This is a genomic window from Amedibacillus sp. YH-ame10, assembly GCF_053848885.1.
Window position 1 is genome coordinate 32,529 of the sequence record NZ_JBSPFA010000017.1, and the last position, 23,713, is coordinate 56,241.

Here is a 23,713-nt window from a genome sequence, read left to right on the forward strand (position 1 = left end):
AGTGAGCGAACCGTAACATAAATACGGTTCGCTTTTTTAAGAAAAGGAAGGTATTGTATGAAGATTGTGATTGGCTGTGATGAGGCAGCGTATAAACTAAAAGAAACTTTGAAATCGTATTTAATAGAGGCAGGACATAGCATTGAAGATGTAGGGGTGTTCAATGAAGAACCTGCTATGTATCCAGATATTGCGAACTCTGTATGTCAAAAGATTTGTGATCAAACATGTGAAAGAGGATTGTTGTTGTGTGGGACAGGGATTGGTATGGCAATTACTGCCAATAAGGTTCCAGGTATTCGTGCAGCAGTAGGACATGATTTGTTTTCTGTAGAACGTAGTGTACGATCTAATGATTGTCAAATTCTATGTATGGGAGCGCGCGTGATAGCTCCAGAATATGCGAAATTATTATTGGATCGTTGGTTAACTTGTAGCTTTGATGGAGGTAAGAGTACCTCTAAAGTAGAGAGAATCATGGAAATAGAAAAGAACTATCGATAGGAGGTGAACAATATGCAAAGAATTATAAATGATCCCAATAGAGTCGTTGAAGATATGTTAAAAGGCTTTGAGAAATGTCATCAAGATATACTTCATATTAGTAAAAAGAATCCTCGTGTTGTCGTGGCAAATGGAGTCAAAGATAAACAAAAGGTAGGCGTAGTGACTGGAGGAGGAAGTGGGCATAAACCAGCCTTCATTGGATATTGTGGTAAGCATATGGTAGATGGTGTCGCAGTAGGGGAAATCTTTTCATCACCAACAGCAAAAAGCTTCTATGATGCAATATGTGAAGTGGATCAAGGCATGGGAGTTGCGGTTTTGTATGGAAATTATGCAGGCGACAACATGAATGTAAAAATGGCAATGGATATGGCAGATGATGATGACATTGTGGTAAAGACAGTGGTAGCAAATGATGATGTCGCAAGTGCACCAAAAGAAGAAATACAGAAACGAAGAGGAGTGGCTGGAGAAATCTTCATGTGGAAAGTAGGGGGTGCAAAAGCAAGTATGGGAGCTACTCTTGAAGAAGTCATTGCGTCTGCACAAAAAGCAATTGATAATACAAGAAGTGTAGGTGTAGGATTAGGGCCTTGTACAATACCAGCCAATGGAAAACCAAACTTTGATATCAAAGCAGGTACGATGGAATTTGGAATAGGACATCATGGAGAACCAGGAGTACGTATTGAAAAACTAGGGACAGCAAAAGAAATGGCAAAAGAAATGGTGGATATGGTCGTTGGTGATGTACCTTTTACAAAGGGAGATGAAGTCGCTGTACTTGTATCTGGATTAGGGGCAACACCAGTCATGGAACAATATATTTATTACGATGAAGTAGAGAATTTAATGAGGGAAAAAGGCATTGATGTATATCGAAGTTATGTAGGGAATTACTTTACATCATTAGAGATGAATGGAGTAACATTAACCGTGATGAAACTTGATGAAGAATTAAAAGAATGCCTTGATATGGAATGTGAATGCGTTGGTTTAACGCAGATGAGGAAATAATATGGAATACATAAAGAATGAGAACCAAGGAAAGATTGCGTTAGCCATATGTGAAGCCATACATGTAAATGCAAGTTATCTAAGTGAAATCGATGGAGCAACTGGTGATGGAGATCATGGAGTCAATATGAACAAGGGATTTTTAATGGCAAAAGAAAGACTAAGTGAAGAGATGAGCTTCACAGAGTCAATGAAAGTCATATCAAGAACCCTAGTGGAAGATATTGGTGGAAGTATGGGACCAATCTATGGAACAATGTTTTCAAAGCTAAGTAAAGCAACGAAAGGCAAGGATGAAATAAGTAAAGAAGTGTTATTAGAAGCATTCCAATTAGCATTACAAGGACTATGCGATTTAGCAGGTGCTAAGGTTGGAGATAAGACATTGATTGATACATTGAATCCAGCTATTGAAGCCTACCAAACATCCCTTATGGAAAATGCAACTTTCAAAGATGCATTATTAGCTCTTCAACAAGGAGCGGAATCTGGTAAAGAAAACACAAAGAACTTAGTTGCAAAAATAGGAAGAGCCGCTCGCTTAGGTGAGAGAAGCAGAGGGTTCTTAGATGCGGGAGCAACAAGCTGTTGTATTATCATAAAAACGATGGCGAATGAAATTAGTAAACAATTATAATTAGAAATAAACCCTTTCAAACACGCAAATGGAGCATATTGCTCCATTTTTAATTGGGGATTAATCGATATTATCGTTTTTTTTATTCACGAAAAAACTTGATTGTTTCAAAAACACTATATTGATTGTAATATCCAAATATTGTATTTCTTCATTTTACTACATATTTTCTACTGTAATGATTCTTGTATGCTCTATGATATTGGAGTTGCTAGTGATGTTTGATAGTCGTATAATAACGCTATAAATAAAAAATTTTTGAAAGGAAAAAGCGTATGAACATAAATATTATAAGTGAAAAGGATGGCTATTTCATCCGATTGGCTAAAGCTGAAGATATCACAAATTATTACGAACAAAATTTTCATCCTTTAGACAAAGAAGTTGCACGATTAACAGGTAGTAAAGAAGTGTTTACGAAAGAAGAAGTTACTTCCTTTTTCCTCAAATCCCTTGAAGATTCTGCTCGATACCTTTTTTTGATTATTACACCTGATGGAAGCATTATCGGTGAAAGTGTAATCAATGAAATTGATTGGGATTTGCGCTGTGCTAATTTTCGTATTGGTCTCTTCCGTATGAATGAAAGAGGAAAGGGGATAGGGACTTGGGCCATAGAAGTTACCCGTGATTTTGCATTTGAGAAATTAAAAATACATCGTTTAGAACTCGATGTGTATTCCTTTAACCCAAGGGCAGAGAAGGCATATTTAAAAGTTGGTTTTAAGAGGGAAGGCGTTTTGAGAGATGCTGTTAAAGATGGTAATAAATATGCGGATGTTATATTGATGTCGATTCTAGAAGATGAATGGAGATCAATAAAGAAACAGAAGAAAGAAATGTAAGCAATCAATATCTACAAGTACTATTAGTACTTGTAGATATTGGGGATATTCAAATTTTTGACTTATGGAAAGATTGTACAAAATAAAAGATCACTCTATTTACTAGGGTGATCTTATTTATAGGTTGTACTATAATGCAAATACGATAGCTAAGAAATGTAGAATACTAGCTAGGTTGATACAAATATGCCATATGGAATGGAAATATTTTTTTTGTGGTTTGGCATAAAAGAATGCGCCAATGGTATACATGACTCCACCTGCAACAATTAATACAAGAAATGAAACAGATGCTTTTTGAATTAGGGTAGGTAGAAACAAGATTGCTGTCCATCCCATTATCATATAAAGTGCCATTGATACTTTTGGATAACTCTTCTTAGCAATCGATTTCAATAAAATACCACCTAGTACTGCGCCCCATTCGATAAGTAAGATAACGAATCCTTGCCATCCACCAATTAGGGATAAAGCGACAGGGGTATAACTTCCAGCAATTGCGAACAAGATACAAATGTGATCCAATTTACGAAATACGTATTTGTGGTTTGTCCCAAAAGGCATACAGTGATAAATCGTTGAGACCAAAAACATAAGAAACAAAGATATAATAAAGATAGATACTCCACTTGCTTTTGTAGCTCCACCTTCGCTATAGGCATATATTGCTGTTATAGGCAAAGAAATCAAACATATGAATGCCATAATTCCATGGGTAATGCAATTCGCAACTTCTTCTCCAAATCCTAGACGGAACATATTGCGCATAGATTTTTCTTCCATTTATAATGCACCTCCAATTTTGTTTATTATTTTAACACAATCTTTATCAAACCACAAATATATGCTATACTATTATACGGTATATGCAAAAAATTCATGTTATATAAAGGATTCCTTATAGTGAATTTGGTGGAACGGAGGCATTATGTTTTTAAAACGTATAGAACTGCAAGGATTTAAGTCGTTTGCAGATAAATCCATCATTACATTCGATTCCGATGTTATTGGGATTGTTGGTCCAAATGGATGTGGAAAGAGTAATATCAATGACGCCATTCGCTGGGTGCTTGGAGAACAAAGTGTGAAGTCTCTACGTGGTAACAGCATGAGTGATGTCATTTTTAGTGGATCTACAGCACGTAAACCAGTCAATATGGCAGAAGTAACTCTTGTGTTTGATAATTCTCGTCATATGTTGGGTGTAGAATATGAAGAAGTGGAAGTTACTAGAAGATTACACCGTCAAAATAGTGAGGCTGAATATTTTATTAATAAAACACCTTGTCGTTTAAAGGACATTGTAAATCTAGTAATGGATACAGGATTAGGACGTGATTCTTTATCTATTATATCGCAGGGAAACATTTCTGCATTTGCGGATGCGAAACCGGAAGATCGACGTGCGTTGTTTGAAGAAGCTGCGGGAGTCGCAAAATATAAGAAACGTAAAAATGAATCTTTGTCTAAATTGAATCGTACACAAGAAAACTTGGCGCGTTTAGAAGATATTGTTTTAGAATTAGAACGTCAAGTAAACCCTTTGAAACGTCAGGCGAAAAAAGCAGAGATTTATAAAGAAAAGAAAAAAGAGTTGGAAGTCATTGAAGTAAGTGTGTTGGTCGATGAAATTGAAAAATTGAGTGAACAAATCGATACCCTAAAGAAAAAGGCATTTGATTTAGATTCACAAAAGGTAATGCATGAAACTACAATTCAAGTAGAGGATAATAAGAATAACGAATTACGTAATGAAATGTATCAATTGGATCGTGATATCAATCGTTTACAAGATGAATTTGCGAAATTAAATGAAGAGAGTCGTATTCTAGAAACTAGAAAGATCGAGTTGGATGAAAAGCGTAAGTATGCATTAGAATTCGCGAGTAATGCGGAGAAGGCTAGAGAGTTAAAAACAATGGTCGAGGAAGCACATTACGAATATGAAGATCGTGCGAAGCGTTTGAAAGAGTTGGAAACAGATATTGCGTTAAGTAAAGAAAATCAAATCAAAGTAGATGGGGAATTGGCTGCTTGTATGCAAGAGAATGAACAAGCATCTTCTATTTTGAATCGATTGGAAAATCGTAAATCTGTATTAGAAAATTTAGCAAGAGAACCATTCAACCATCAACAGGCTGTAAAGGCTGTTTTAGAAGCGAAATCAACCTTAGATGGTATATTGGGTGTGGTATCTCAGATTTTCCAACCACAGACTAATTATGAGACGGCTATTTCTAATGCACTTGGTGGGGCGATGTATCATATCGTTACGGAAGATGAAGCTAGTGCACGTCATGCGATAACATTCTTAAAACGTAACCAATCTGGTAGAGCGACCTTTTTACCATTGACCGTTATGAAATCAAGAGGCATGAATAGAGAGCATGTGGTATTGGCACAAAACTGTGTTGGATACTTAGGTGTAGCGAGTGATTTCGTAGAAAATGAAGAAGCCTTCGATACATTGAAGGAATCTTTGTTAGGAAACGTATTGATCGTTGATAATTTAGTAAATGCGAATGAAATTGCAAAAGTATTAAGACACAATTATAAAATCGTGACACTTGAAGGTGATATCGTCAATAAAGGCGGTAGTATGACGGGTGGTAAAAACAAGAATAATTCAACACCGTTAACCATTCAAAAAGAACTTCAACAAGTACTATCTAGTTTAGAGGGACAAGCGTTGAAAGTAGATGGGTTACGAAATCAATTATATGCGCTTCAAAGTAAGAAAGAAAAGATTGCCTCTGAGCTTGTCCAAATGCAAATATCCAATGCACAATTGGATCAGATTGTAAAAGCAAAATGGGCGAAATATGATCGTTTGCGTGCGGATTATGAACAGATTGCGCCAGACGAAGATTTAGAAGATACTGCGTTATTGGAAGATGACTTGGTTGTAAAACTTAGTTCCTTGCATTCTCGTTTGGATGAAATCTCAACTCTTACAAAAGGGAAACGAGAACGTCGTATGAAGGCGGGAAGTGATGTAGAACGTAAAGAAGGCGCAATTCGCCAATTACGTCGTGACTTAAATATTCTACAAAATGAACAACGTGATGTAGAAGTAAGTCAAGCCAAAGCAGAAACGAAACTTGAAGGTTCTTTAGAACGTTTATCCACGACCTATGAGATGACATTTGAATATGCACAAAGTCAGAAAATGGATACGGATATTCAAGAAGCTCGTCACAGTGTTTCACTCTTGCGTCAAGAAATTGCGGCTTTAGGAAATGTGAATTTAGATGCTCCTGAAGAATATAAAGAAGTAAGTGAGCGTTATGAGTTCTTAACGAAACAGCGTGAAGACTTGATTCTTGCGAAAGATAAAATACTAGAAGCCATTGATGAAATGGATGAAATCATGGTGAAACAGTTCAAGGAAATGTTCGATAAAATAAATGCAGAATTAAATGATGTATTCCGTTCACTATTTGGTGGAGGAAAGGCTCGTTTGTTCTTAGTAGATCCTGAAGATATTTTGAATACTGGTATCGATATCGATGTACAACCTCCTGGGAAAACTGTACAAAATATTCGTTTGTTCTCAGGTGGAGAAAAAAGTCTTATCGCAATATGCGTTTTATTCTCAATCTTAAAAGCACGTACGATGCCACTTTGTATTTTTGATGAGGTGGAGGCTGCACTGGATCAAGCAAATGTGGAACGTTTTGCGAAATACATTGCGCAATTCCGTGGAGAAAGCCAATTTATAGTGGTTACACATCGTCCAGGAACGATGGCACAGTGTGATGCTTTATATGGCGTTACGATGCAACAAAATGGTGTATCACAATTGTTAAAGGTAAAACTACAAGATGCCATTAATTTGGTAGATAAAAAAGAAGAGGTGAGTGCTTAATGGGAATATTTTCAAAATTAAAAAAATCCTTTCAAAGTAAATCGGATGGAGATCGTTACCTTAGTGGGTTAGATAAATCAAAGAAATCATTCTCAGAGAGAATACGAAAACTTGCTTTGGGATTTACTGGAGTAGATGAAGAATTTCTTGAAGATTTAATGATTGCACTTTTGGAAGCGGATATAGGTATAAAGACTGCGCAAAAAATTGTGGATGAAGTTGAAAATAGAGCGATGGATCAAAAATTGAAGTCCTTTGATGAAATCAGTGAATGTTTAGTCGAAGTAATGCGTGATATGTATGTATCGCATGAAGATAAAGAGTTTCAGAAAAACGAAGATGGTCCTACTGTTATTTTGATGGTTGGAGTCAATGGAAGTGGGAAAACTACAACTACTGCTAAGTTAACGAAACTGTTTCAAGAAGAAGGTGGCAAAGTTGTGTTGGCCGCAGCTGATACCTTTCGTGCAGGTGCCATTGATCAACTTGCGACATGGGCGCAACGTCTAGACGTTCCTTGTATCAAAGGAAAAGAAGGTGGAGATCCAAGTGCAACTTTAGTAGATGCATGTCGATATGCAAATGAACAACATATGGATTATTTGATTGGAGATACCGCAGGCCGTTTACAAAACAAAGCGAATTTAATGAATGAATTAGGGAAAATGAAACGTGTCATTGAACGTGAAATTCCTGGTGCACCTCATGAAGTATGGTTGGTGTTGGACGCAACGACTGGACAAAATGGGATTTCACAAGCACAGATTTTCTTAGAAACTACAAATGTTACAGGAATCATCCTGACGAAGTTGGATGGAACTGCCAAAGGTGGGATTGTAATCGCAATACGTGATTTACTAGGTCTTCCAGTGAAATATATTGGACTTGGAGAGAAAGTTGATGACTTACGTCCGTTTGATATAGATTCTTATTTGTATGGAATGTGTGAAGGATTATTGACGCATGATTGATGAAATGCAACGCATGAATGCTCTTTTAGATGCATACGAAGTGTTGCTAACTGAAAAACAACAAAGCATCATGGATTTGTATTTTAAGGAAGATTTTTCATTATCTGAAATTGCAGAAGAACTACATATTACACGTTCCGCAGTGAATGATCATATCAAAAGAAGTTCACATATTTTAGAAGATTATGAAAAAAAGTTGAATCTTGTCTCACATTACGAGAAAAGAAAAGAGATTTATGGTAAAATAAAAGAAGTTGGTAACGAAGAAGTAAAGTTACTGATGGATGCTTTAGAAAACATGGAATAAATAGGAGGATATTATGAGTAAAATTATTTCTGTAAACGCTGGTAGTTCATCATTGAAATTTCAATTATTCGAAATGCCAGAGGAAACTGTATTAACAAGTGGTATTATTGAAAAAATAGGGTTTGAAGATGCCATTTTCACAATTAAGGTAAACGGAGAAAAAGTAAAAAAAGTATTACCAATCCTGGATCATACAAAAGCTGTTTCTTTGTTATTAGAAGCTTTGGTTGAACATAAGATTGTAAATACTTTAGATGAAATCACTGGTGCAGGACATCGTGCTGTACATGGTGGTGAAATCTTTAAAGAATCTGTTCCAGTAACAGATGATGTAGTTGAAAAGTTCTCATCTTTGAACGATTTAGCTCCATTACATAACCCAGCTGGTTTAATTGGTTATAACGCGTTTAAGAAACATCTTCCACAATGTAAACATGTATTTGTGTTTGATACTGCTTTCCATTCTACAATGCCGAAAGAGTCTTACATATATGCTCTTCCTATGAAATATTATGATGAATATAAAATTCGTCGTTATGGATTCCACGGTACTTCTCATATGTATGTATCACAAAGATGTGCGGAATTGATGAACAAAGATGTAAAAGATACAAAAATCATCACTTGCCACTTAGGGAATGGTGCTAGTATTACTGCGGTAGATGGTGGTAAATCAATCAATACTTCCATGGGATTCACACCACTTGCTGGTGTTATGATGGGTACAAGATGTGGAGATATTGATCCAGCTATCGTAACTTATATTATGAAGAAAACAGGAATAACTCCAGATGAAATGGATGATATTATGAATAAACAATCAGGAATGTTAGGGGTAAGTGGAATTAGTTCTGATGCTCGTGACATAGAAGATGGATATCATGATGGAAATCCAGCTGCTGTATTAACTGCAGAAGTTTATGTAAACCGTGTAATTACAACTGTTGGTGGATACTATGCACAATTAGGTGGTGCTGATGCAATGGTTTTCACTGGTGGTATTGGTGAAAACGATACGAACATGCGTAAGATGATTTGTGAGGGATTAGAAAAAGCCTTCGGAATCAAATTGAACACTGAATTAAATGCTTCTAGTCGTGGTAAAGAAGTTCTTTTATCTACAGAAGATAGTAAAGTTCAAGTTTGGCTAATTCCAACAAATGAAGAATTAATGATTGCACGTGATACGTATCGCTTAATTTAAGCGTATGAATACGAAACTATTATTCGAGTGCATTGAAGCACATGATGTCATCACCATTTATCGTCATGTTGCACCAGATAGTGACGCTTTAGGTTCACAGTTTGGTTTAAAACAATGGATTATGGATACATATCCTGAAAAGAAAGTATATGCTTTAGGGTATGAAGAGTGTTCAAAATCATCGAATTTCCCTGCAAGTGATGAAGTGAATGATAAAGAAATTGAAAATTCTTTAGCGATCATATTAGATACTGCAAATACAGGAAGAATCGATGATGGACGTTGGAGTAAGGCGGAATCTAGCATACGAGTGGATCATCATATCATTGTTGAAAAGTTCGCAGATCATGAAATCATTGAAGATATCTTCGGTGCCACATGTGAAATACTAGGTTTTATGCTAAAAGAGGAACATAAACAGGTTTCTGCCCAATGTGCGCAATACTTATACGGTGGTTTAATCGCGGATACTTTGCGATTTTCAATCGCTACAATAACATCTGAAACATTAAAGGTGGCGGCTTTCTTATTGGAGGCTGGTGCAAATGTCGCGAAAGCCAATGAGGAGAATTTTTCAACTCCAATGGTACAATTTCGTTATGAGAATTATATTCGTTCAAATTTCAAATGGTTTGATGATTGTATAGCTTATATTATTGTGCATAAAGAAGATTATGAGAGATTTGGATTATCCTTCAACGAAGCTAAAGAAAAAGTATTTGTTCTTGGTGGTGTTGATGAATTTCAAGCGTGGGCACTCTTTGTTGAGAAAGAACGCAATGAACAAGGTGAGTGTGTTTATAACGGAAGTCTTCGTTCGAAAAATAAAACAATCAATGATATCGCAAACCGCTATCATGGTGGTGGACATCGCTTTGCATGTGGTGTAAAGGGATTGTTAGAAGCAGATATCAAACAATTATTAATAGATTTAAGTGAATGTGTAAAAGAACAATAAGCTCTGTGTAAAAAACAGGGCTTTTTCATTTGTTGTAAAGATGTGGTTATGATAGGAATTCGATGGATAAGAGAAGACAGTACTGCTTCTTTATGATAAAATAAGTACGAGGTGTTGAGATGAGTGTCCACTTGCATGTTAGAAGTTGTTATACATTACTACAAAGTACGATGACGATACAAAAAATCATTGATTGTACAAAAGAACATGGCTATACAAGTGTTGCGTTAACAGATAAAAACGTAATGCATGGAGCGATGGCTTTTTATCATGCTTGTAAGAAAGAGGGGATCCATCCTATCTTTGGAATGGAAGTGGATGTCAAATGGAACGATGGTATCTTTGGACTATTGTTGTTGGCGAAAAATGATGATGGTTATCAAAGTTTAATGAAGCTATCTACTCGTATCAATACGGATGAACATATTGCAATTCTTACATTAGAGGAATTGTTGCCATATACAAATGATTGTGTAGTAATTACCAATGGAGATCAAAATAATTTAGAAACTTATATTATACGCGAAGAAAAAGAACCACTTATAGAATATCTAAAAGTGTGTTCTCTATCGTTTTCTAATTTTTATGTATCCATTGCCCGTAATGACTCTGGATTATTGGCAAGTAAGAATCCATTTTTAAAATCCATTTGTAAAGAAATGGACATCTTAACAGTTGCACTTTCAAGAGTGTATTTTAAAAATGAACAAGAAGAAGAAAGCTATAAAACACTTTGTGCGATTGCACAAGGAGTATCTGTGGATGATAAAATGTTGAATTATAGTCCAAAGAGATATTTTCGCTCTATGCAACAAATGGAAGCATTATATGAGGAAGATGATTTAAAACGAAGTGATGAAATAGCATCTATGTGTCAGGTTAAGATGCAATTTGCTAAAGCAGTCCTTCCTAAATTCCAAAACAAATATGATGTGACGAGCGAGGAATTTTTACGTAGTTTGTGTCAAAAAGGACTTATGAAACGTATGGATTTCAAACAAATACCTACCGTTTATCAAAAACGTTTGGATTATGAATTGGATATCATTATACGTATGCAATATGCAAATTACTTTCTTATTGTATGGGATTTTATTCGTTTCGCTAAGACGAGAGATATTTATATAGGACCTGGCCGAGGAAGCGCCGCGGGTTCTCTAGTTTCATATTGTTTGGGGATTACCCATGTGGATCCTATCAAATATGATTTATTATTTGAACGTTTTTTGAATCCAGAACGTGTGTCTATGCCAGATATCGATACGGATTTTCCTGATAATCGAAGAGATGAAGTTATTCAATATGTAAAAGAAAGATATGGAACACATCGTGTTTCACATATTATTACCTTTAATACACTTGCCGCAAAACAAGTGCTAAGGGATGTTGGACGTTCTATGAATATCAATATTCGAGAGATTGATACCCTTTGTAAAATGGTGCCTTATATGCCAAAGGTAACACTTGATTATACCTATCATAATGTTCCTCGTTTTAAACAAATGATCAATTCTTCCGATAAATACAAACAATTATTTATGGTTAGTAAACAACTCGAAGGATTGCCACGACATTCCTCTTTGCATGCTGCTGGAATTATTATGTCGAATGTTTCGATTGAAGAAGTGTGCCCATTGATTGATGTGGATGAAGGAATGTGTGCAAGTCAGTTTACCATGGAATATATGGAAGAACTAGGTTTGATTAAGATGGATTTTTTAGGACTACGTAATTTAACGATTATTGATGATGTTGTTCGTCATATTCAAAAGGGTGCGAAAAAAGATTTTGATATCATGAGAATTCCTTTGGACGATAAGAAAACCTTTCAATTGATACAAGCAGTAGACACTATGGGTGTTTTTCAATTAGAAAGTGAAGGTATGAAAAATCTGATTCGTCAGATGAAACCACACTGTTTCGAAGATATTGTGGCGACAGTTGCATTGTTTCGTCCAGGACCAATGGAGAACATACCAGAATACTTAAAACGCAGAGAACACCCTGAAACAATCGATTATATTCATCCTGTATTAGAACCGATATTAAAACATACCTATGGTATCATGATCTATCAAGAACAGATTATGCAAGCAGCGCAAACCATGGCTGGATTTTCACTTGGGAAAGCAGATAATCTTCGTAAAGCAATCAGTAAGAAAAAGGGAAGTGAACTTATTAAACTTCAACAAGATTTTATTGATGGAGCTATACAAAAAGGATTTGAGAAACGAGTCGCAGAACATGTGTATGAGTTGATTATGAAATTTGCTAACTATGGATTTGGCCGTGCGCATTCCGTTGCCTATGGTATGATTGCGTATCAAATGGCATACTTAAAAGCAAATGCTCCTTTATATTTCTTTATGAGTTTACTAAATTCAGTGATAGGATCTGAAACAAAAACAAGTGAATATGTATTTGAGGCAAAGAAACGTAAACTTCAAATTCTATCTCCAGACATCAACTCTTCGAGTGGTACTTATGAAATTGAAGGTAATGCACTACGCTATCCACTTTTAGGAATTAAAGGAATTGGAAGTGCTTTGTGTGTTCAAATCATAGAAGAACGAAATGAAAAAGGAAAATTCAAAGATTACTTTGATTTTGTGGCTCGTATGTGTGGTTATAAAATTAATAAAAAGATAATGGAAACTTTGATTTTTGCTGGAGCATTAGATTGTTTTAAAATTAACCGTGCAAGTATGATAGCCTCTTTAGATGATGCATTGCGTTATGGAGATTTGGTTAAAATAGAAGATGCTGATCAAGTACTCTTTGATTTTGATTTAGTTTCAAAACCTGCGCTTATATCCATTAAGGAAAATAGTGCACTTCGTGCAGAGAAAGAAAAAGAAATGATTGGATTTTATTTATCAAAACATCCAATTGAAGAACTGCGTAGCAAGGTCAATGCAACGCTTCCATCCATCATATCTTTACATAACAAAAAAGGATATGTTAAATTCATTTGTATTCTTGAACGTATCAAACAACATCGAACAAAAAAAGGAGATTTAATGGCTTTTTTAATTGTTGCGGATGAAACAAGTAAATTTGATTTGGTATGTATGCCAAATCTATATGAAATCCACGCAGGAGAACTTGTGAAAGGGAATTACTTTTATGTGGAAGGTGTGATTGATGAAAAACGAGATAACTCTTGTTTGATTAAGAAAATCACCCGTATTGAAACACAGGAAGTATGATATAAGGGAGAATCTATAAAACTTTCTATTCATTTTTCATAGATGAATAAAAGTGAAAAAAACGTTGCGAATTAAAACGTTTTGTGGTAAACTAACTACGTTGTATGTCCTTTTGGATTTACAACCGCTCAGAAAAGGTATAAGAATGAGAAATCATCACCTTATATGGCGAGTCTTAAACAATATAGAAGGAGGTGCGATACATGTACGCAATTATCGAAACAGGCGGAAAACAAATCCGCGTAGAAGAAGGTTCTACAATCTTTGTAGAAAAATTAGACGTTCAAGAAGGTGACAAAGTTGTATTTGACAAGGTAGTAGCTTGTTCAGACAAAACAACTAAAATTGGAACTCCTTACGTTAAAGGTGCGAAAGTAAACGCAAAAGTTGAAAAACAAGGGAAAGCTAAGAAAATTATCGTTTATAAATATAAAGCGAAAAAAGGTAGCTCTCATCGTAAACAGGGACACCGTCAACCTTATACTAAATTAACAATCGAATCTATCGAGGCTTAATATGGTTAAGGTATCCATCAGACGCAAAGATTCTATCATTCGTGATATCACGGTTGTTGGACATGCGGATTCAGGACCACACGGTCAGGACCTTGTCTGTGCAGGGGTTAGTTCCATTACATTTGGAATGATGAATGCATTGGATGAGCTGGTGAATGGTGCTTGTGATTTCAATATTAGCGAATCACAAATCAATATAGGATTACAACAAGAGAGCAAAGAAGTACAGATGTTGTTAGAGGCATATGTGATTCAATTGCGAACTCTTGAAGAAAATTATCAAAACAATATAAAATTAAACGATCAGGAGGTGTGATTATGAAATTTACTTTAGATATTCAGTTCTTCGCGTCTAAAAAGGGTGTTGGTTCTACTAAGAACGGACGTGACTCTGCTTCAAAACGTTTAGGTGCTAAGTTAGCTGATGGACAGTTCTGCAATGCAGGATCAATCATTTATCGTCAGCGTGGTACAAAAATTCACCCAGGAACAAATGTTGGTAGAGGTGGAGATGATACATTGTTTGCGACAGTAAGCGGTATCGTTAAATTCGAACGTTTAGGTAAAGACAAGAAAAAAGTTTCTGTCTACCCACAAGCGTAATGAAACAAATCCCCGACTAGGGGATTTTATTTTTGGATATCCTAAGATAGGAGGTATACCCAATGTTTATAGATAGAGTTAAAGTTCATGTTAAGGCTGGAAAAGGTGGCGATGGTATCGTATCTTTTCGCCGTGAGAAATATGTAGCTTTCGGAGGACCAAGTGGTGGTGATGGAGGAAATGGTGGGAATGTTGTCTTCATAGTTGATGAAGGACGCACAACCTTATTAGATCTTCGTTACCAAAAGAAGGTGCTTGCGGAAAGTGGTGGAAATGGAAAGACCAAAAAGATGCATGGTGCTAGCGGAGATGACTTCGTAGTGAAGGTTCCTCAGGGAACGATTGTGAAGAATGCAAAATCTGGAGCGATCATTGCGGACCTTACTCGTCATGGGCAAAGAGAAATCATTGCCAAAGGTGGGAAAGGTGGAAAAGGGAATTATCATTTCAAATCTAGTAAAAATACGGCACCACAATATAGTGAGCTAGGTGCGCCTGGAGATGAATTTGATATCCAGGTAGAGTTGAAAGTATTAGCTGATGTTGGATTGGTAGGATTTCCATCTGTTGGAAAATCTACGTTATTGTCAGTGGTGACAAAAGCAAAACCAGAAATCGCGGATTATCACTTTACAACGATTGCGCCAAATCTAGGAATGGTCCAAGTTAGTGATGGAAGAAGCTTTGTTATGGCAGATTTACCAGGATTGATTGAAGGTGCGAGTGAAGGAAAAGGATTAGGACATCAATTTTTACGTCATATCGAACGTTGTCGAGTAATTTTACACGTTGTAGATATGGGGGCGAACGATGGACGTGATCCTGTTGAAGATTACCGTATCATCAATGATGAATTAGCAAATTATGAATACCGTTTGATGGAACGTCCTCAAGTAATAATTGCAAATAAGATGGATTTGGAGGGAGCTCAAGAAAATTTAAAACGATTCAAAGAAGCTTATCCGGATATCGAAGTATTTGAGACTACTACCATTATTGCGGAAGGATTAGATCCTGTATTATACCGTGCTGCAGACTTGTTGGAAACAACACCACAATTTCCACTTTACAATGATGAAGAAGTGGATGAAGATGCAGAAGGTGTATTATACAAATTTGAACCTGAAGCACCAGCCTTTGAGATTAAAAATCTTGGAAATGGTAATTGGGAACTTGTTGGAGAAGAAATGGAACGTTCATTCAAAATGAGCAAACTTGATAATGAGGAAGACTTCATGCGATTCGCACGTAAAATGCGTAAAATGGGAATCGATGATGCACTTCGTAAGGCTGGATGTCAAGACGGAGATATGATTAACCTTTGTGGCATTGAATTTGAATTTGTAGACTAATACAAATCATTTGATAACTACCTACATAAAAAGGATTGAGATAATCCTTTTTTTATTTGAAAGTAAAAGGAGTGCATTTAAAGTGGATATCACTGGTCATTTTATAAGAAATCCGCTATCATATATACTATAGATGGAGGTAATGAATATGAAAATGGTATCTTGGAATGTAAATGGAATTCGAGCATGTATGACGAAAGGGTTTATGGATTTCTTTCGTGAGATAGATGCGGATATATTTTGTATACAAGAAACAAAAATGCAACCAGGACAATTAGAAATAGAAACACCTGGTTATGTACAATATATGAACAGTGCAGATAAGAAAGGCTATAGTGGAACAATGGTGTTTTCAAAACGCGAGCCGTTAAGTGTTGTTTATGGCATTGGAATAGATGAACATGATCATGAAGGACGTGTGATTACATGTGAATATGATGAGTTTTATTTGGTATGTGTATATACTCCTAATTCAAAGGATGAACTGTTACGATTGGATTATCGTATGGGGTGGGAAGATGATTTTAAAGCGTATTTATTAAAGTTAAAAGAGAAGAAAGCTGTCGTGCTTTGTGGCGATTTGAATGTAGCGCATCAAGAAATTGATTTAAAGAATCCGAAGACAAATCGTAGAAATGCTGGGTTTACAGATGAAGAACGAGGGAAAATGACGAGCTTGTTAGAGAGTGGGTTTATTGATTCCTATCGTTATTTATATCCAGATGTAAGAGATTGTTATTCATGGTGGAGTTATCGTTTTAAAGCTCGTGAAAAAAATGCTGGGTGGAGAATCGATTACTTTGTTGTATCCGATGATGTAAAAGATAAAATAAAAGAAGCACACATTCATACGGATATTTTTGGTTCTGACCACTGTCCTGTATCCATCGATTTAGATGTTAAATAAGAATGATTTTATCTTGCGTTGACCATATCGTAATCTTATGTTACAATTAAATAAGAAAAATAAGAAATGTAAGAGAGGGTCGATAATATGTTAATGCAAAGGAAATATCATATCTATGTAGATAAAAAAGTCCTGATGGATGATGCGTGTCTTTCTATGTTTGAAGAACTTGCGGCAAAACATCGTGTTATGTATTTATACCTTCATGATATTTGGAAATTAGAAGAAGTAAAAAAACTAGAACAATACGAATATATTTGTGATGTTGTGTATGGGGTAACTATGGAAAGTGCTGTGCAAAGCAACGTGATTAGCAAAGGACAAAATGTAAAGCAGGTATTGCTATTGCATAGTGGAGAAGGTGTATATCATAAACCATTTGATATGGTTGGTATAAATCATGAAGGAAGCGTGGATTTAAATCGTTTCTTAGAAGAGAAAAGCAAAGAAATAAAACATAAAAGAAGAATTGTACTTTCCATACTGGCGTTATGTATTTTATATTTTATTGTTTATTTCCTTAATTTAGATTCTATGCCTCCCTTTATGGTAGATGGGTGGATAGCGTTCTTGTTTGCACTCATACCTGCACAGGTGTTTATTATTACATTGTTCTATGGACTGTATTGTGGTGCAATCAGTTGGAGCTTCTTAGGAGAATTGCTAGATTTGGTTTAATAGAGCGAACAGTGCTTTTGCACTGTTTTTCTTTTATGTTCCATGGTAAAATATAAAAGGTGATGAAAAATGATAGCATTTATTAAAGGAATTATACATAGTTATAGCAACGATTCATTGATCATAGAAAATAACGGGATTGGATATCGTGTTTACATTAGTAATCCAACGGTTGTTTCTTTGCAAAGTGAAGTGATTTTATATACTTATCAACATGTCCGGGAAGATGCCATAACGTTATTTGGGTTTACTTCCATGGAAGAACATGATCTTTTTTTACAGCTTATTTCTGTAAAAGGTGTGGGTCCTAAAACGGCTTTGAGTATGTTAGCAGTTTGTCCTGTCAAAAAAATGGTGGAGGCAATCGAAAATAATGATGTAAAATTATTGAAGACACTTCCTGGTATTGGGGCAAAGAGTGCCTCTCAGATTGTTTTAGACTTAAAGGGAAAACTTGTTGAAGAAGTAGTCGAAATAGAAGTTAAAGAAAATGCAGAGTTATTGGATGCATTAGAAGCATTGAAAGCACTTGGATATAAGAATGCAGAAATCAATAGTATTAAAAAAGAATTGAGTAAACAATCTGATTTAAGTAGTGATCAGTATATTCGTAGTGCTTTAAGTATGCTTGCGAAAAGAAAAGGAGTTTAGTAGATGGACAGAATGATCTCGGCAGAAACACAGAACTTTGATGATGAAGCTACTCTTCGTCCTCAAACGTTACGTGAATATATTGGACAACGTCAGCTTAAAGAAAACTTGAACGTGTTCATTGAAGCCGCAAAACAAAGAAATGAAGCATTGGATCATGTATTACTATATGGTCCTCCAGGGTTAGGAAAAACAACGTTATCCTATATTCTTGCCAATGAAATGGGAGGAAGTATCAAAACTACAAGTGGACCTTCTATTGAAAAAAGTGGTGATTTGGCAGCGATTCTTTCAACACTTCAAGCTGGGGATGTGTTGTTTATCGATGAAATTCATCGTCTTCCTAAGCAAGTAGAAGAAGTGTTATATCCTGCAATGGAAGACTACTGTATTGATATATTAGTAGGGAAAGAAAGCAACACCACTCGTTCTATCCGTTTAGAACTACCACCCTTTACACTAGTTGGTGCTACTACACGTGCAGGTGATTTAACTGCGCCTTTACGCGATCGTTTTGGGATTGTTTCACAATTAGAATTTTATGAGTTGGAAGAATTACAACAAATCATTTCAAGAACTTCTCGAGTGATGGATACTGAAATAGAAGAAGAAGCGGTATTGGAAATTGCACTTCGTTCTCGTGGAACTCCACGTATTGCGAATCGTTTGTTTCGAAGAGTTCGTGATTTTGCGCAAGTCATGAACGATGGCATTATTTCAAAAGAAATTGCGGCTATGGCACTTGATAAACTAAAAGTTGATCATTTGGGACTAGATAATGTTGACCATAAATACTTAAAAGGAATCATTGATCGATTCAAAGGTGGACCAGTTGGTTTGGATGCATTAGCTAGCAGTATTGGTGAAGAAACGATGACACTAGAAGATGTGTATGAACCTTACTTATTGCAGATTGGTTTTATCAACCGTACTCCTAGAGGAAGAATTGTTACAGAGAAAGCTTATCAACATTTAGGGTATAATATTAATGAAGGTCTATTTTCAAAATAATTATGATTTATGCTTTGTAGTATAAATAAATAAACATACTGCCATATAAGAAAGAAGTTTGCTAAGAACTTCTATATATCCTAATAAGGTATGTTCACATAAGAGTAAAGCAGGAATACATACCACAAACAATACTAGAAAAGCGTTGAAAAGCGCTTTTTTTTCTATGCATTTCCCAATCCAAAAGCCACCTGCACCAAATGCTAGAATTCCACTGATCCAATTTAAGATATGAAACGTGTTTGTTTGAATTACATTAAAATAGTATAAAGAAGCAAAAACAAGCGAAAATAACATTGTGAGTATCAATACGATGGCAATTGATTGTACATATATTTGAACTTTGTTTTTCATGAATGTTCACCTCAGTCAATTGTATGAACGATATAGGAAAACTATGCAGGAGGAAACGGAAAATGAATACCTATTTTATTTTGATGAGTAAATGCTTTGTGGTGTATTTCGTAATCATCTTATCCTTACGTGTCATGGGAAAAAGAGAAGTTGGAGAGTTATCGGTATTTGATATTGTTATCTACCTTGTTATGAGTGAGTTGTTGGCTTTGTCAATTGCGGAAACAAAGGAAAGTATTATGAAATCCTTAGTTCCAATTTTTACCTTAGCAATTATGCAGATAGCAATTTCTTGGATATTACTAAAAAGTAAAAAGATTCGAGATATATTTGATGGGAAATCCGTCATCTTAATTCATAATGGACATATCAATCAGGATAAGATGAAAAAAGAGCGTTATAATATCGATGATTTAATGTCACAAATTAGAAGCAAAGACTTATGCACACCAGATGAAGTAGCCTTTGCAGTATTGGAGAATAGTGGAGAGTTAAGCATCATTCCAAAAAAACAATGTAAAGTGAAACATCCAGATCCTTTAATCAACGATGGTATTGTAAACAAAGATGCTTTAGCTGATTTGAAATACGATGAAACTTGGTTAGTTGAATCTTTGAAGAAAGAGGGGATTGATGATATTCATGATGTTTTTTTATGCATGTATCAAAAAGATGGGTTTTATGTGATTAAAAAGGAGTTGGGTAAGAAGCATTCTTCTTAACATCCTGATGAAGTGCTACACCAAGTCGCAATGCGTGTGTGATTGTTGTTAATAGCATTCCAAGAACCAATCCTATAAATAAAGATGTATTGCCTAAAAGTGGTGTTAAAAAGAAGACACAGGATAAACGAGCAACTGATCCTAATAAGGTATCAAGAACTGTTTTTTTACTGCGAGATAATGCATGCAACATACTGGATAAGGGAGCTTGTAAGGAGAATAAGGCAAATGGCCAAGCAAGTTGTTTCAGGATATGAGCTCCTCTAGTGTTGTGATAAAACAACGTCAATAGTTCTTCGTTATAAAAATAACAAGCAAAGCTACAACATATTCCAATAAAAAAGCAACAACTTATAATCACGTTGAACAGTTTCTTAGCATTTTTTATATCTCCACGAGAGTAATGATACGTAAAGGAGGGCAATAAAAAGTTGCTTAAGGTAACTGTGATAAAGGAAGGCATTGTGATAATGGGCAACACATAACCGTTTAATTGTCCATATGCAGATATCATGGAACCAGCCGCAATACTACTTAATCCCATGACCATAATGATGGGTTCGAAGAAGTAAGTCAAAGAACCAATAAGTCTACTTCCGGTCATGGGAAGGGATACACTTAATATCTCGTAAAATGAAGAACGATTTAAATCTAGGAACAAATGTGGGATACGTGATAACGTATGTTTTTTTATACGTATAGAACACAACATAAACAACATACTGATGACTTCACCTACCGTTACAGAAATCATGGTGTATTGTGCCATTTGAATGGCGCTCATGTCAGGGTGTAAACTAAAGACCACAAATAAAAAAATAATGCGAGCTAATTCTTCGAAGATTTGTGAACTGGTTGCCTGTATGTGGTGCTGTATTCCATATAAGTATCCTTTGAGAAGACCTGATATAGTGACAAAGGGAATGAGAGGGAGGATGGCATAGAGCACAGGTTTGATTTCATTTTGTTTCAATACGTATTGTGCTAACATGGGGAGAATGATTAAGAACGACAAAATAATAACTACATTGTTTAACACAGATAATAAGATACTTACTTTCATGGATTTATTAGGAGTTTTGCTTTGTGCAATTACCTTTGATAATGCAGTGGGTATACCCATTTGCGCAAGCGTAATGACAAACACCATGGTGGGTGAAGCTAGGGTGTAGTAATTCATTGCTTGTTCACTTAAGGTTCTAGCTAACATAATACGCACAATAAATGACAAAATTTTTGCGATAACAGAGACAATAATTAAAAGTATGGTGGATCGTATAATGGTTTTCTTCATGTAAGATACCTACTCTTTCTAAAATGTAAAATATATCAAAAATGTAAATATAGTTTCATAACGCAAACACAAAAATACATGCTATAATACTTCATATGAAAGTGAGGGGTAACGTATGAGTAATGCGAATGAATTTGATGAAAAATATATCCGTTTAGCGATTACCCTGAAAGCAAATGAGCTTCGACGGGAATTGTCTTCTTTAACATATGAACATATAGAAAGTACACTTGAAGGAAATTGGAAAGTGCGTAAACCTGAAAGTATACATAAAGCATTAGATGATATTAATTCACTTACGGTTGGTGAAGTGGTTGCTTATTTATCAACACAGGCAGTGATATTAGGTTCTAAGATGAAACTTCATGATTTTGAAGATATGTTTGAAGTGAAAGCATAAACTACAGGTAATACCTGTTTTTTTTTTTAGGTCTTTTGTTTCGTAATCTGGTGTAAATTGTGATATGATTACAAACGGTGATAATTATGAATATAAAAGAATTAGATATTGAACGATATAAAGAAATAAAAGAACGCTTTTCACTTTCTTCTCTTTGTGCAAAGGTGCTTGCATCGAAACAAATGAGTGATGAAGAAATTGAAGAACATCTTCAAGAAAAGGTTCTTATAAATCCTATGCTGGCAAGTGGTATGAAAGAAGTAGTAGATCGTATCTATTTGGCAAAGGTAAATAAAGAAAAAGTGTTGGTTTGTGGGGATTACGACGCGGATGGAATATGCGCTACTACCATACTTGTTGATGCGTTAAATAAGTATGGCGTAGATTGTGGTTTTTATATTCCGAATCGATTCAAAGAGGGGTATGGACTTCAGTTACATACAGTAACCATGGCACATGAAAAAGGGTACACATTACTCATAACAGTAGATAATGGTGTGAAAGCATTTGATGCGTTAAAAGAAGCAGAAAAGCTTGGGCTTGATGTCATCGTAAGTGATCATCATTCCATGGATGAGGAATTTCCATGTTTATATTTGTTGCATCCAGAACATATGGGAGATGATTTTTCATTCCTAAGTGGAGCGGGTGTTGCTTTGGAGATATCGCGTGCTCTTTTAGGAGAGATTAAAGAACATGTGGTACTCGCTTGTGTGGCATCCATTGGTGATGTTATGCAACTACGAAAAGAAACAAGAACGATTGTAAAGTTGGGTATTTCTTATTTAAAACAAGGGGTATGTCTACCAGTACAAATGTTGGCAAATGATCGCTATCCTCAATGGGATGAGATGATGATTGCCTTTCAAATCGTACCAAAGTTAAACGCAACAGGGCGTTTGGCAGATATGGCAAATGCGAATAATACCGTTCGTTATTTGATGTCATCAAATCGTGATGATATTATGAATATGTCGAAACAGATTCATAACTTAAATGATCAAAGAAAGGTTATGAGTGATGAAATGGTCGATGTGGCAAGATCACTGGTGCATGATGAATATCGTTTCCAATTATTGTTTCATGATTCTTTTCACGAGGGTATGGCAGGAATTGTGGCGGGTAAACTACAAGAAGAGCTACATCAGCCTGTTATGGTTGTTGCACAGAGTGAATCTACCTTTAAAGGCAGTATTCGAAGTGGTAATTTATTAGATTTAACTACATTTTTTAATGATTGTATGAAAGAATTGAGTGCTTATGGTGGTCATCCAGCAGCTGCGGGTATTGGATTTTCATATGAGAAAAAGCAGGTTATCCAAGATTATGTAAACAATAAAATGAAGGATATTGAATTTCATGAAGAAAAGATATATGAAGTGATTCCTGTATCCATAGATGAACTATCTATTCAAGAAGTAGAAAGTCTATCTAGATTAGCTCCATTTGGAAATGGGTTCGAAGAACCATTGTTTTATTTAGAAGATGTACCAGTTGTTTCGATGAAGGCGTTAAGTCAAGGTGTACATGCGAAATGGGTGATTAATGATACATGTGAAGCGATGTATTTTCGTTGCCAAGACGCCTTCACTAGACTTGCAGATCACAAACAAATTAGCTTCCTAGGAAATCTTAGGGTAAACACCTTTATGAAGCGTAAAAAAGTTAATATATTTGTTTTAGAAGCACGATAAGCTAATGCA

General features: G+C 35.5%; 24 protein-coding genes and 1 other annotated feature. Of the genes, 21 read left to right on the forward strand and 3 right to left on the reverse strand.

Features of this window, described 5'->3' with window-relative positions; translation table 11 throughout:
• The first annotated feature begins 57 nt into the window (after positions 1 to 57).
• From ACWG42_RS08725 to ACWG42_RS08740, 4 genes are all read left to right on the forward strand, one after another.
• The gene (locus ACWG42_RS08725; protein WP_455791613.1) at positions 58 to 504 is read left to right on the forward strand and encodes an RpiB/LacA/LacB family sugar-phosphate isomerase; all 447 of its coding nucleotides are present in this window, start codon (positions 58 to 60) and stop codon (positions 502 to 504) included.
• A 12-nt stretch (positions 505 to 516) separates the two neighbouring features.
• Positions 517 to 1,524: a dihydroxyacetone kinase subunit DhaK gene (locus tag ACWG42_RS08730; RefSeq protein WP_455791614.1), complete on the forward strand. Its 1,008-nt coding sequence runs from the start codon at positions 517 to 519 to the stop codon at positions 1,522 to 1,524.
• A 1-nt stretch (position 1,525) separates the two neighbouring features.
• Positions 1,526 to 2,161, forward strand: a complete 636-nt coding sequence (gene dhaL / locus ACWG42_RS08735; RefSeq protein WP_455791615.1) for a dihydroxyacetone kinase subunit DhaL — start codon at positions 1,526 to 1,528, stop codon at positions 2,159 to 2,161.
• A gap of 275 nt (positions 2,162 to 2,436) precedes the next feature.
• Complete coding sequence (locus tag ACWG42_RS08740) at positions 2,437 to 3,006, forward strand: GNAT family N-acetyltransferase (RefSeq protein ID WP_455791616.1); 570 nt, start codon at positions 2,437 to 2,439, stop codon at positions 3,004 to 3,006.
• A gap of 129 nt (positions 3,007 to 3,135) precedes the next feature.
• On the opposite strand, the gene trhA is transcribed toward ACWG42_RS08740, so the two are convergent.
• Entirely contained in the window at positions 3,136 to 3,789 is a 654-nt protein-coding gene (gene trhA / locus ACWG42_RS08745) for a PAQR family membrane homeostasis protein TrhA (RefSeq protein WP_455791617.1), read from the reverse strand.
• A 145-nt stretch (positions 3,790 to 3,934) separates the two neighbouring features.
• Here trhA and ACWG42_RS08750 point away from each other — a divergent pair, with 145 nt between their 5' ends.
• From ACWG42_RS08750 to ruvB, 14 genes are all read left to right on the forward strand, one after another.
• On the forward strand, positions 3,935 to 6,874 hold the full coding sequence (locus ACWG42_RS08750; RefSeq protein WP_455791619.1) for a chromosome segregation protein SMC: 2,940 nt from the start codon (positions 3,935 to 3,937) through the stop codon (positions 6,872 to 6,874).
• On the forward strand, positions 6,874 to 7,845 hold the full coding sequence (gene ftsY / locus ACWG42_RS08755) for a signal recognition particle-docking protein FtsY (protein WP_455791621.1): 972 nt from the start codon (positions 6,874 to 6,876) through the stop codon (positions 7,843 to 7,845). Before ACWG42_RS08750 ends, ftsY begins: the two co-directional genes overlap by 1 nt.
• Positions 7,838 to 8,152 (forward strand): YlxM family DNA-binding protein, encoded by a 315-nt coding sequence (gene ylxM, locus ACWG42_RS08760; protein WP_455791622.1) that lies wholly within the window; start codon positions 7,838 to 7,840, stop codon positions 8,150 to 8,152. The genes ftsY and ylxM overlap by 8 nt, the downstream gene beginning before the upstream one ends.
• A gap of 13 nt (positions 8,153 to 8,165) precedes the next feature.
• Positions 8,166 to 9,356 (forward strand): acetate/propionate family kinase, encoded by a 1,191-nt coding sequence (locus tag ACWG42_RS08765; protein WP_455791624.1) that lies wholly within the window; start codon positions 8,166 to 8,168, stop codon positions 9,354 to 9,356.
• Positions 9,357 to 9,360: 4 nt separating this feature from the next.
• A complete protein-coding gene (locus ACWG42_RS08770) occupies positions 9,361 to 10,314 on the forward strand; it encodes a DHH family phosphoesterase (RefSeq protein ID WP_455791626.1) in 954 nt (317 codons plus the stop codon).
• Between the two features lie 119 nt (positions 10,315 to 10,433).
• Positions 10,434 to 13,523 (forward strand): DNA polymerase III subunit alpha, encoded by a 3,090-nt coding sequence (gene dnaE / locus ACWG42_RS08775; protein ID WP_455791628.1) that lies wholly within the window; start codon positions 10,434 to 10,436, stop codon positions 13,521 to 13,523.
• A 112-nt stretch (positions 13,524 to 13,635) separates the two neighbouring features.
• Positions 13,636 to 13,709 (forward strand) — a sequence feature (ribosomal protein L21 leader region).
• A gap of 17 nt (positions 13,710 to 13,726) precedes the next feature.
• Positions 13,727 to 14,038, forward strand: coding sequence for a 50S ribosomal protein L21 (rplU, locus tag ACWG42_RS08780; RefSeq protein WP_455791630.1), 312 nt, complete (start codon positions 13,727 to 13,729; stop codon positions 14,036 to 14,038).
• Between the two features lies 1 nt (position 14,039).
• Complete coding sequence (locus tag ACWG42_RS08785; protein WP_455791632.1) at positions 14,040 to 14,354, forward strand: ribosomal-processing cysteine protease Prp; 315 nt, start codon at positions 14,040 to 14,042, stop codon at positions 14,352 to 14,354.
• 2 nt (positions 14,355 to 14,356) lie between these two features.
• Positions 14,357 to 14,641 (forward strand): 50S ribosomal protein L27, encoded by a 285-nt coding sequence (gene rpmA / locus ACWG42_RS08790; protein WP_455791633.1) that lies wholly within the window; start codon positions 14,357 to 14,359, stop codon positions 14,639 to 14,641.
• Between the two features lie 62 nt (positions 14,642 to 14,703).
• A complete protein-coding gene (obgE, locus tag ACWG42_RS08795) occupies positions 14,704 to 15,993 on the forward strand; it encodes a GTPase ObgE (RefSeq protein WP_455791635.1) in 1,290 nt (429 codons plus the stop codon).
• Between the two features lie 148 nt (positions 15,994 to 16,141).
• A complete protein-coding gene (locus ACWG42_RS08800; RefSeq protein ID WP_455791637.1) occupies positions 16,142 to 16,900 on the forward strand; it encodes an exodeoxyribonuclease III in 759 nt (252 codons plus the stop codon).
• A gap of 87 nt (positions 16,901 to 16,987) precedes the next feature.
• Positions 16,988 to 17,578, forward strand: a complete 591-nt coding sequence (locus ACWG42_RS08805; RefSeq protein WP_455791638.1) for a hypothetical protein — start codon at positions 16,988 to 16,990, stop codon at positions 17,576 to 17,578.
• A 69-nt stretch (positions 17,579 to 17,647) separates the two neighbouring features.
• Complete coding sequence (ruvA, locus tag ACWG42_RS08810; RefSeq protein WP_455791640.1) at positions 17,648 to 18,229, forward strand: Holliday junction branch migration protein RuvA; 582 nt, start codon at positions 17,648 to 17,650, stop codon at positions 18,227 to 18,229.
• A 3-nt stretch (positions 18,230 to 18,232) separates the two neighbouring features.
• Positions 18,233 to 19,240 carry a Holliday junction branch migration DNA helicase RuvB gene (ruvB, locus tag ACWG42_RS08815; RefSeq protein ID WP_455791641.1) on the forward strand — a complete coding sequence of 336 codons (1,008 nt, stop codon included), beginning with the start codon at positions 18,233 to 18,235 and terminating at the stop codon, positions 19,238 to 19,240.
• Here ruvB and ACWG42_RS08820 read toward each other — a convergent pair whose 3' ends face one another.
• Positions 19,241 to 19,594: a YrzE family protein gene (locus ACWG42_RS08820; protein WP_455791642.1), complete on the reverse strand. Its 354-nt coding sequence runs from the start codon at positions 19,592 to 19,594 to the stop codon at positions 19,241 to 19,243.
• Between the two features lie 62 nt (positions 19,595 to 19,656).
• Here ACWG42_RS08820 and ACWG42_RS08825 point away from each other — a divergent pair, with 62 nt between their 5' ends.
• Positions 19,657 to 20,316, forward strand: coding sequence for a DUF421 domain-containing protein (locus ACWG42_RS08825; protein WP_455791643.1), 660 nt, complete (start codon positions 19,657 to 19,659; stop codon positions 20,314 to 20,316).
• Here ACWG42_RS08825 and ACWG42_RS08830 read toward each other — a convergent pair.
• Entirely contained in the window at positions 20,282 to 21,610 is a 1,329-nt protein-coding gene (locus ACWG42_RS08830) for an oligosaccharide flippase family protein (protein WP_455791644.1), read from the reverse strand. The two genes, ACWG42_RS08825 and ACWG42_RS08830, sit on opposite strands and share 35 nt — an antisense overlap.
• A 115-nt stretch (positions 21,611 to 21,725) precedes the next feature.
• Between ACWG42_RS08830 and ACWG42_RS08835 the strand changes: the two genes are divergently transcribed.
• A complete protein-coding gene (locus tag ACWG42_RS08835) occupies positions 21,726 to 22,010 on the forward strand; it encodes a post-transcriptional regulator (protein ID WP_455791646.1) in 285 nt (94 codons plus the stop codon).
• Positions 22,011 to 22,096: 86 nt separating this feature from the next.
• Positions 22,097 to 23,704: a single-stranded-DNA-specific exonuclease RecJ gene (locus ACWG42_RS08840; protein WP_455791648.1), complete on the forward strand. Its 1,608-nt coding sequence runs from the start codon at positions 22,097 to 22,099 to the stop codon at positions 23,702 to 23,704.
• Positions 23,705 to 23,713: the final 9 nt, after the last annotated feature.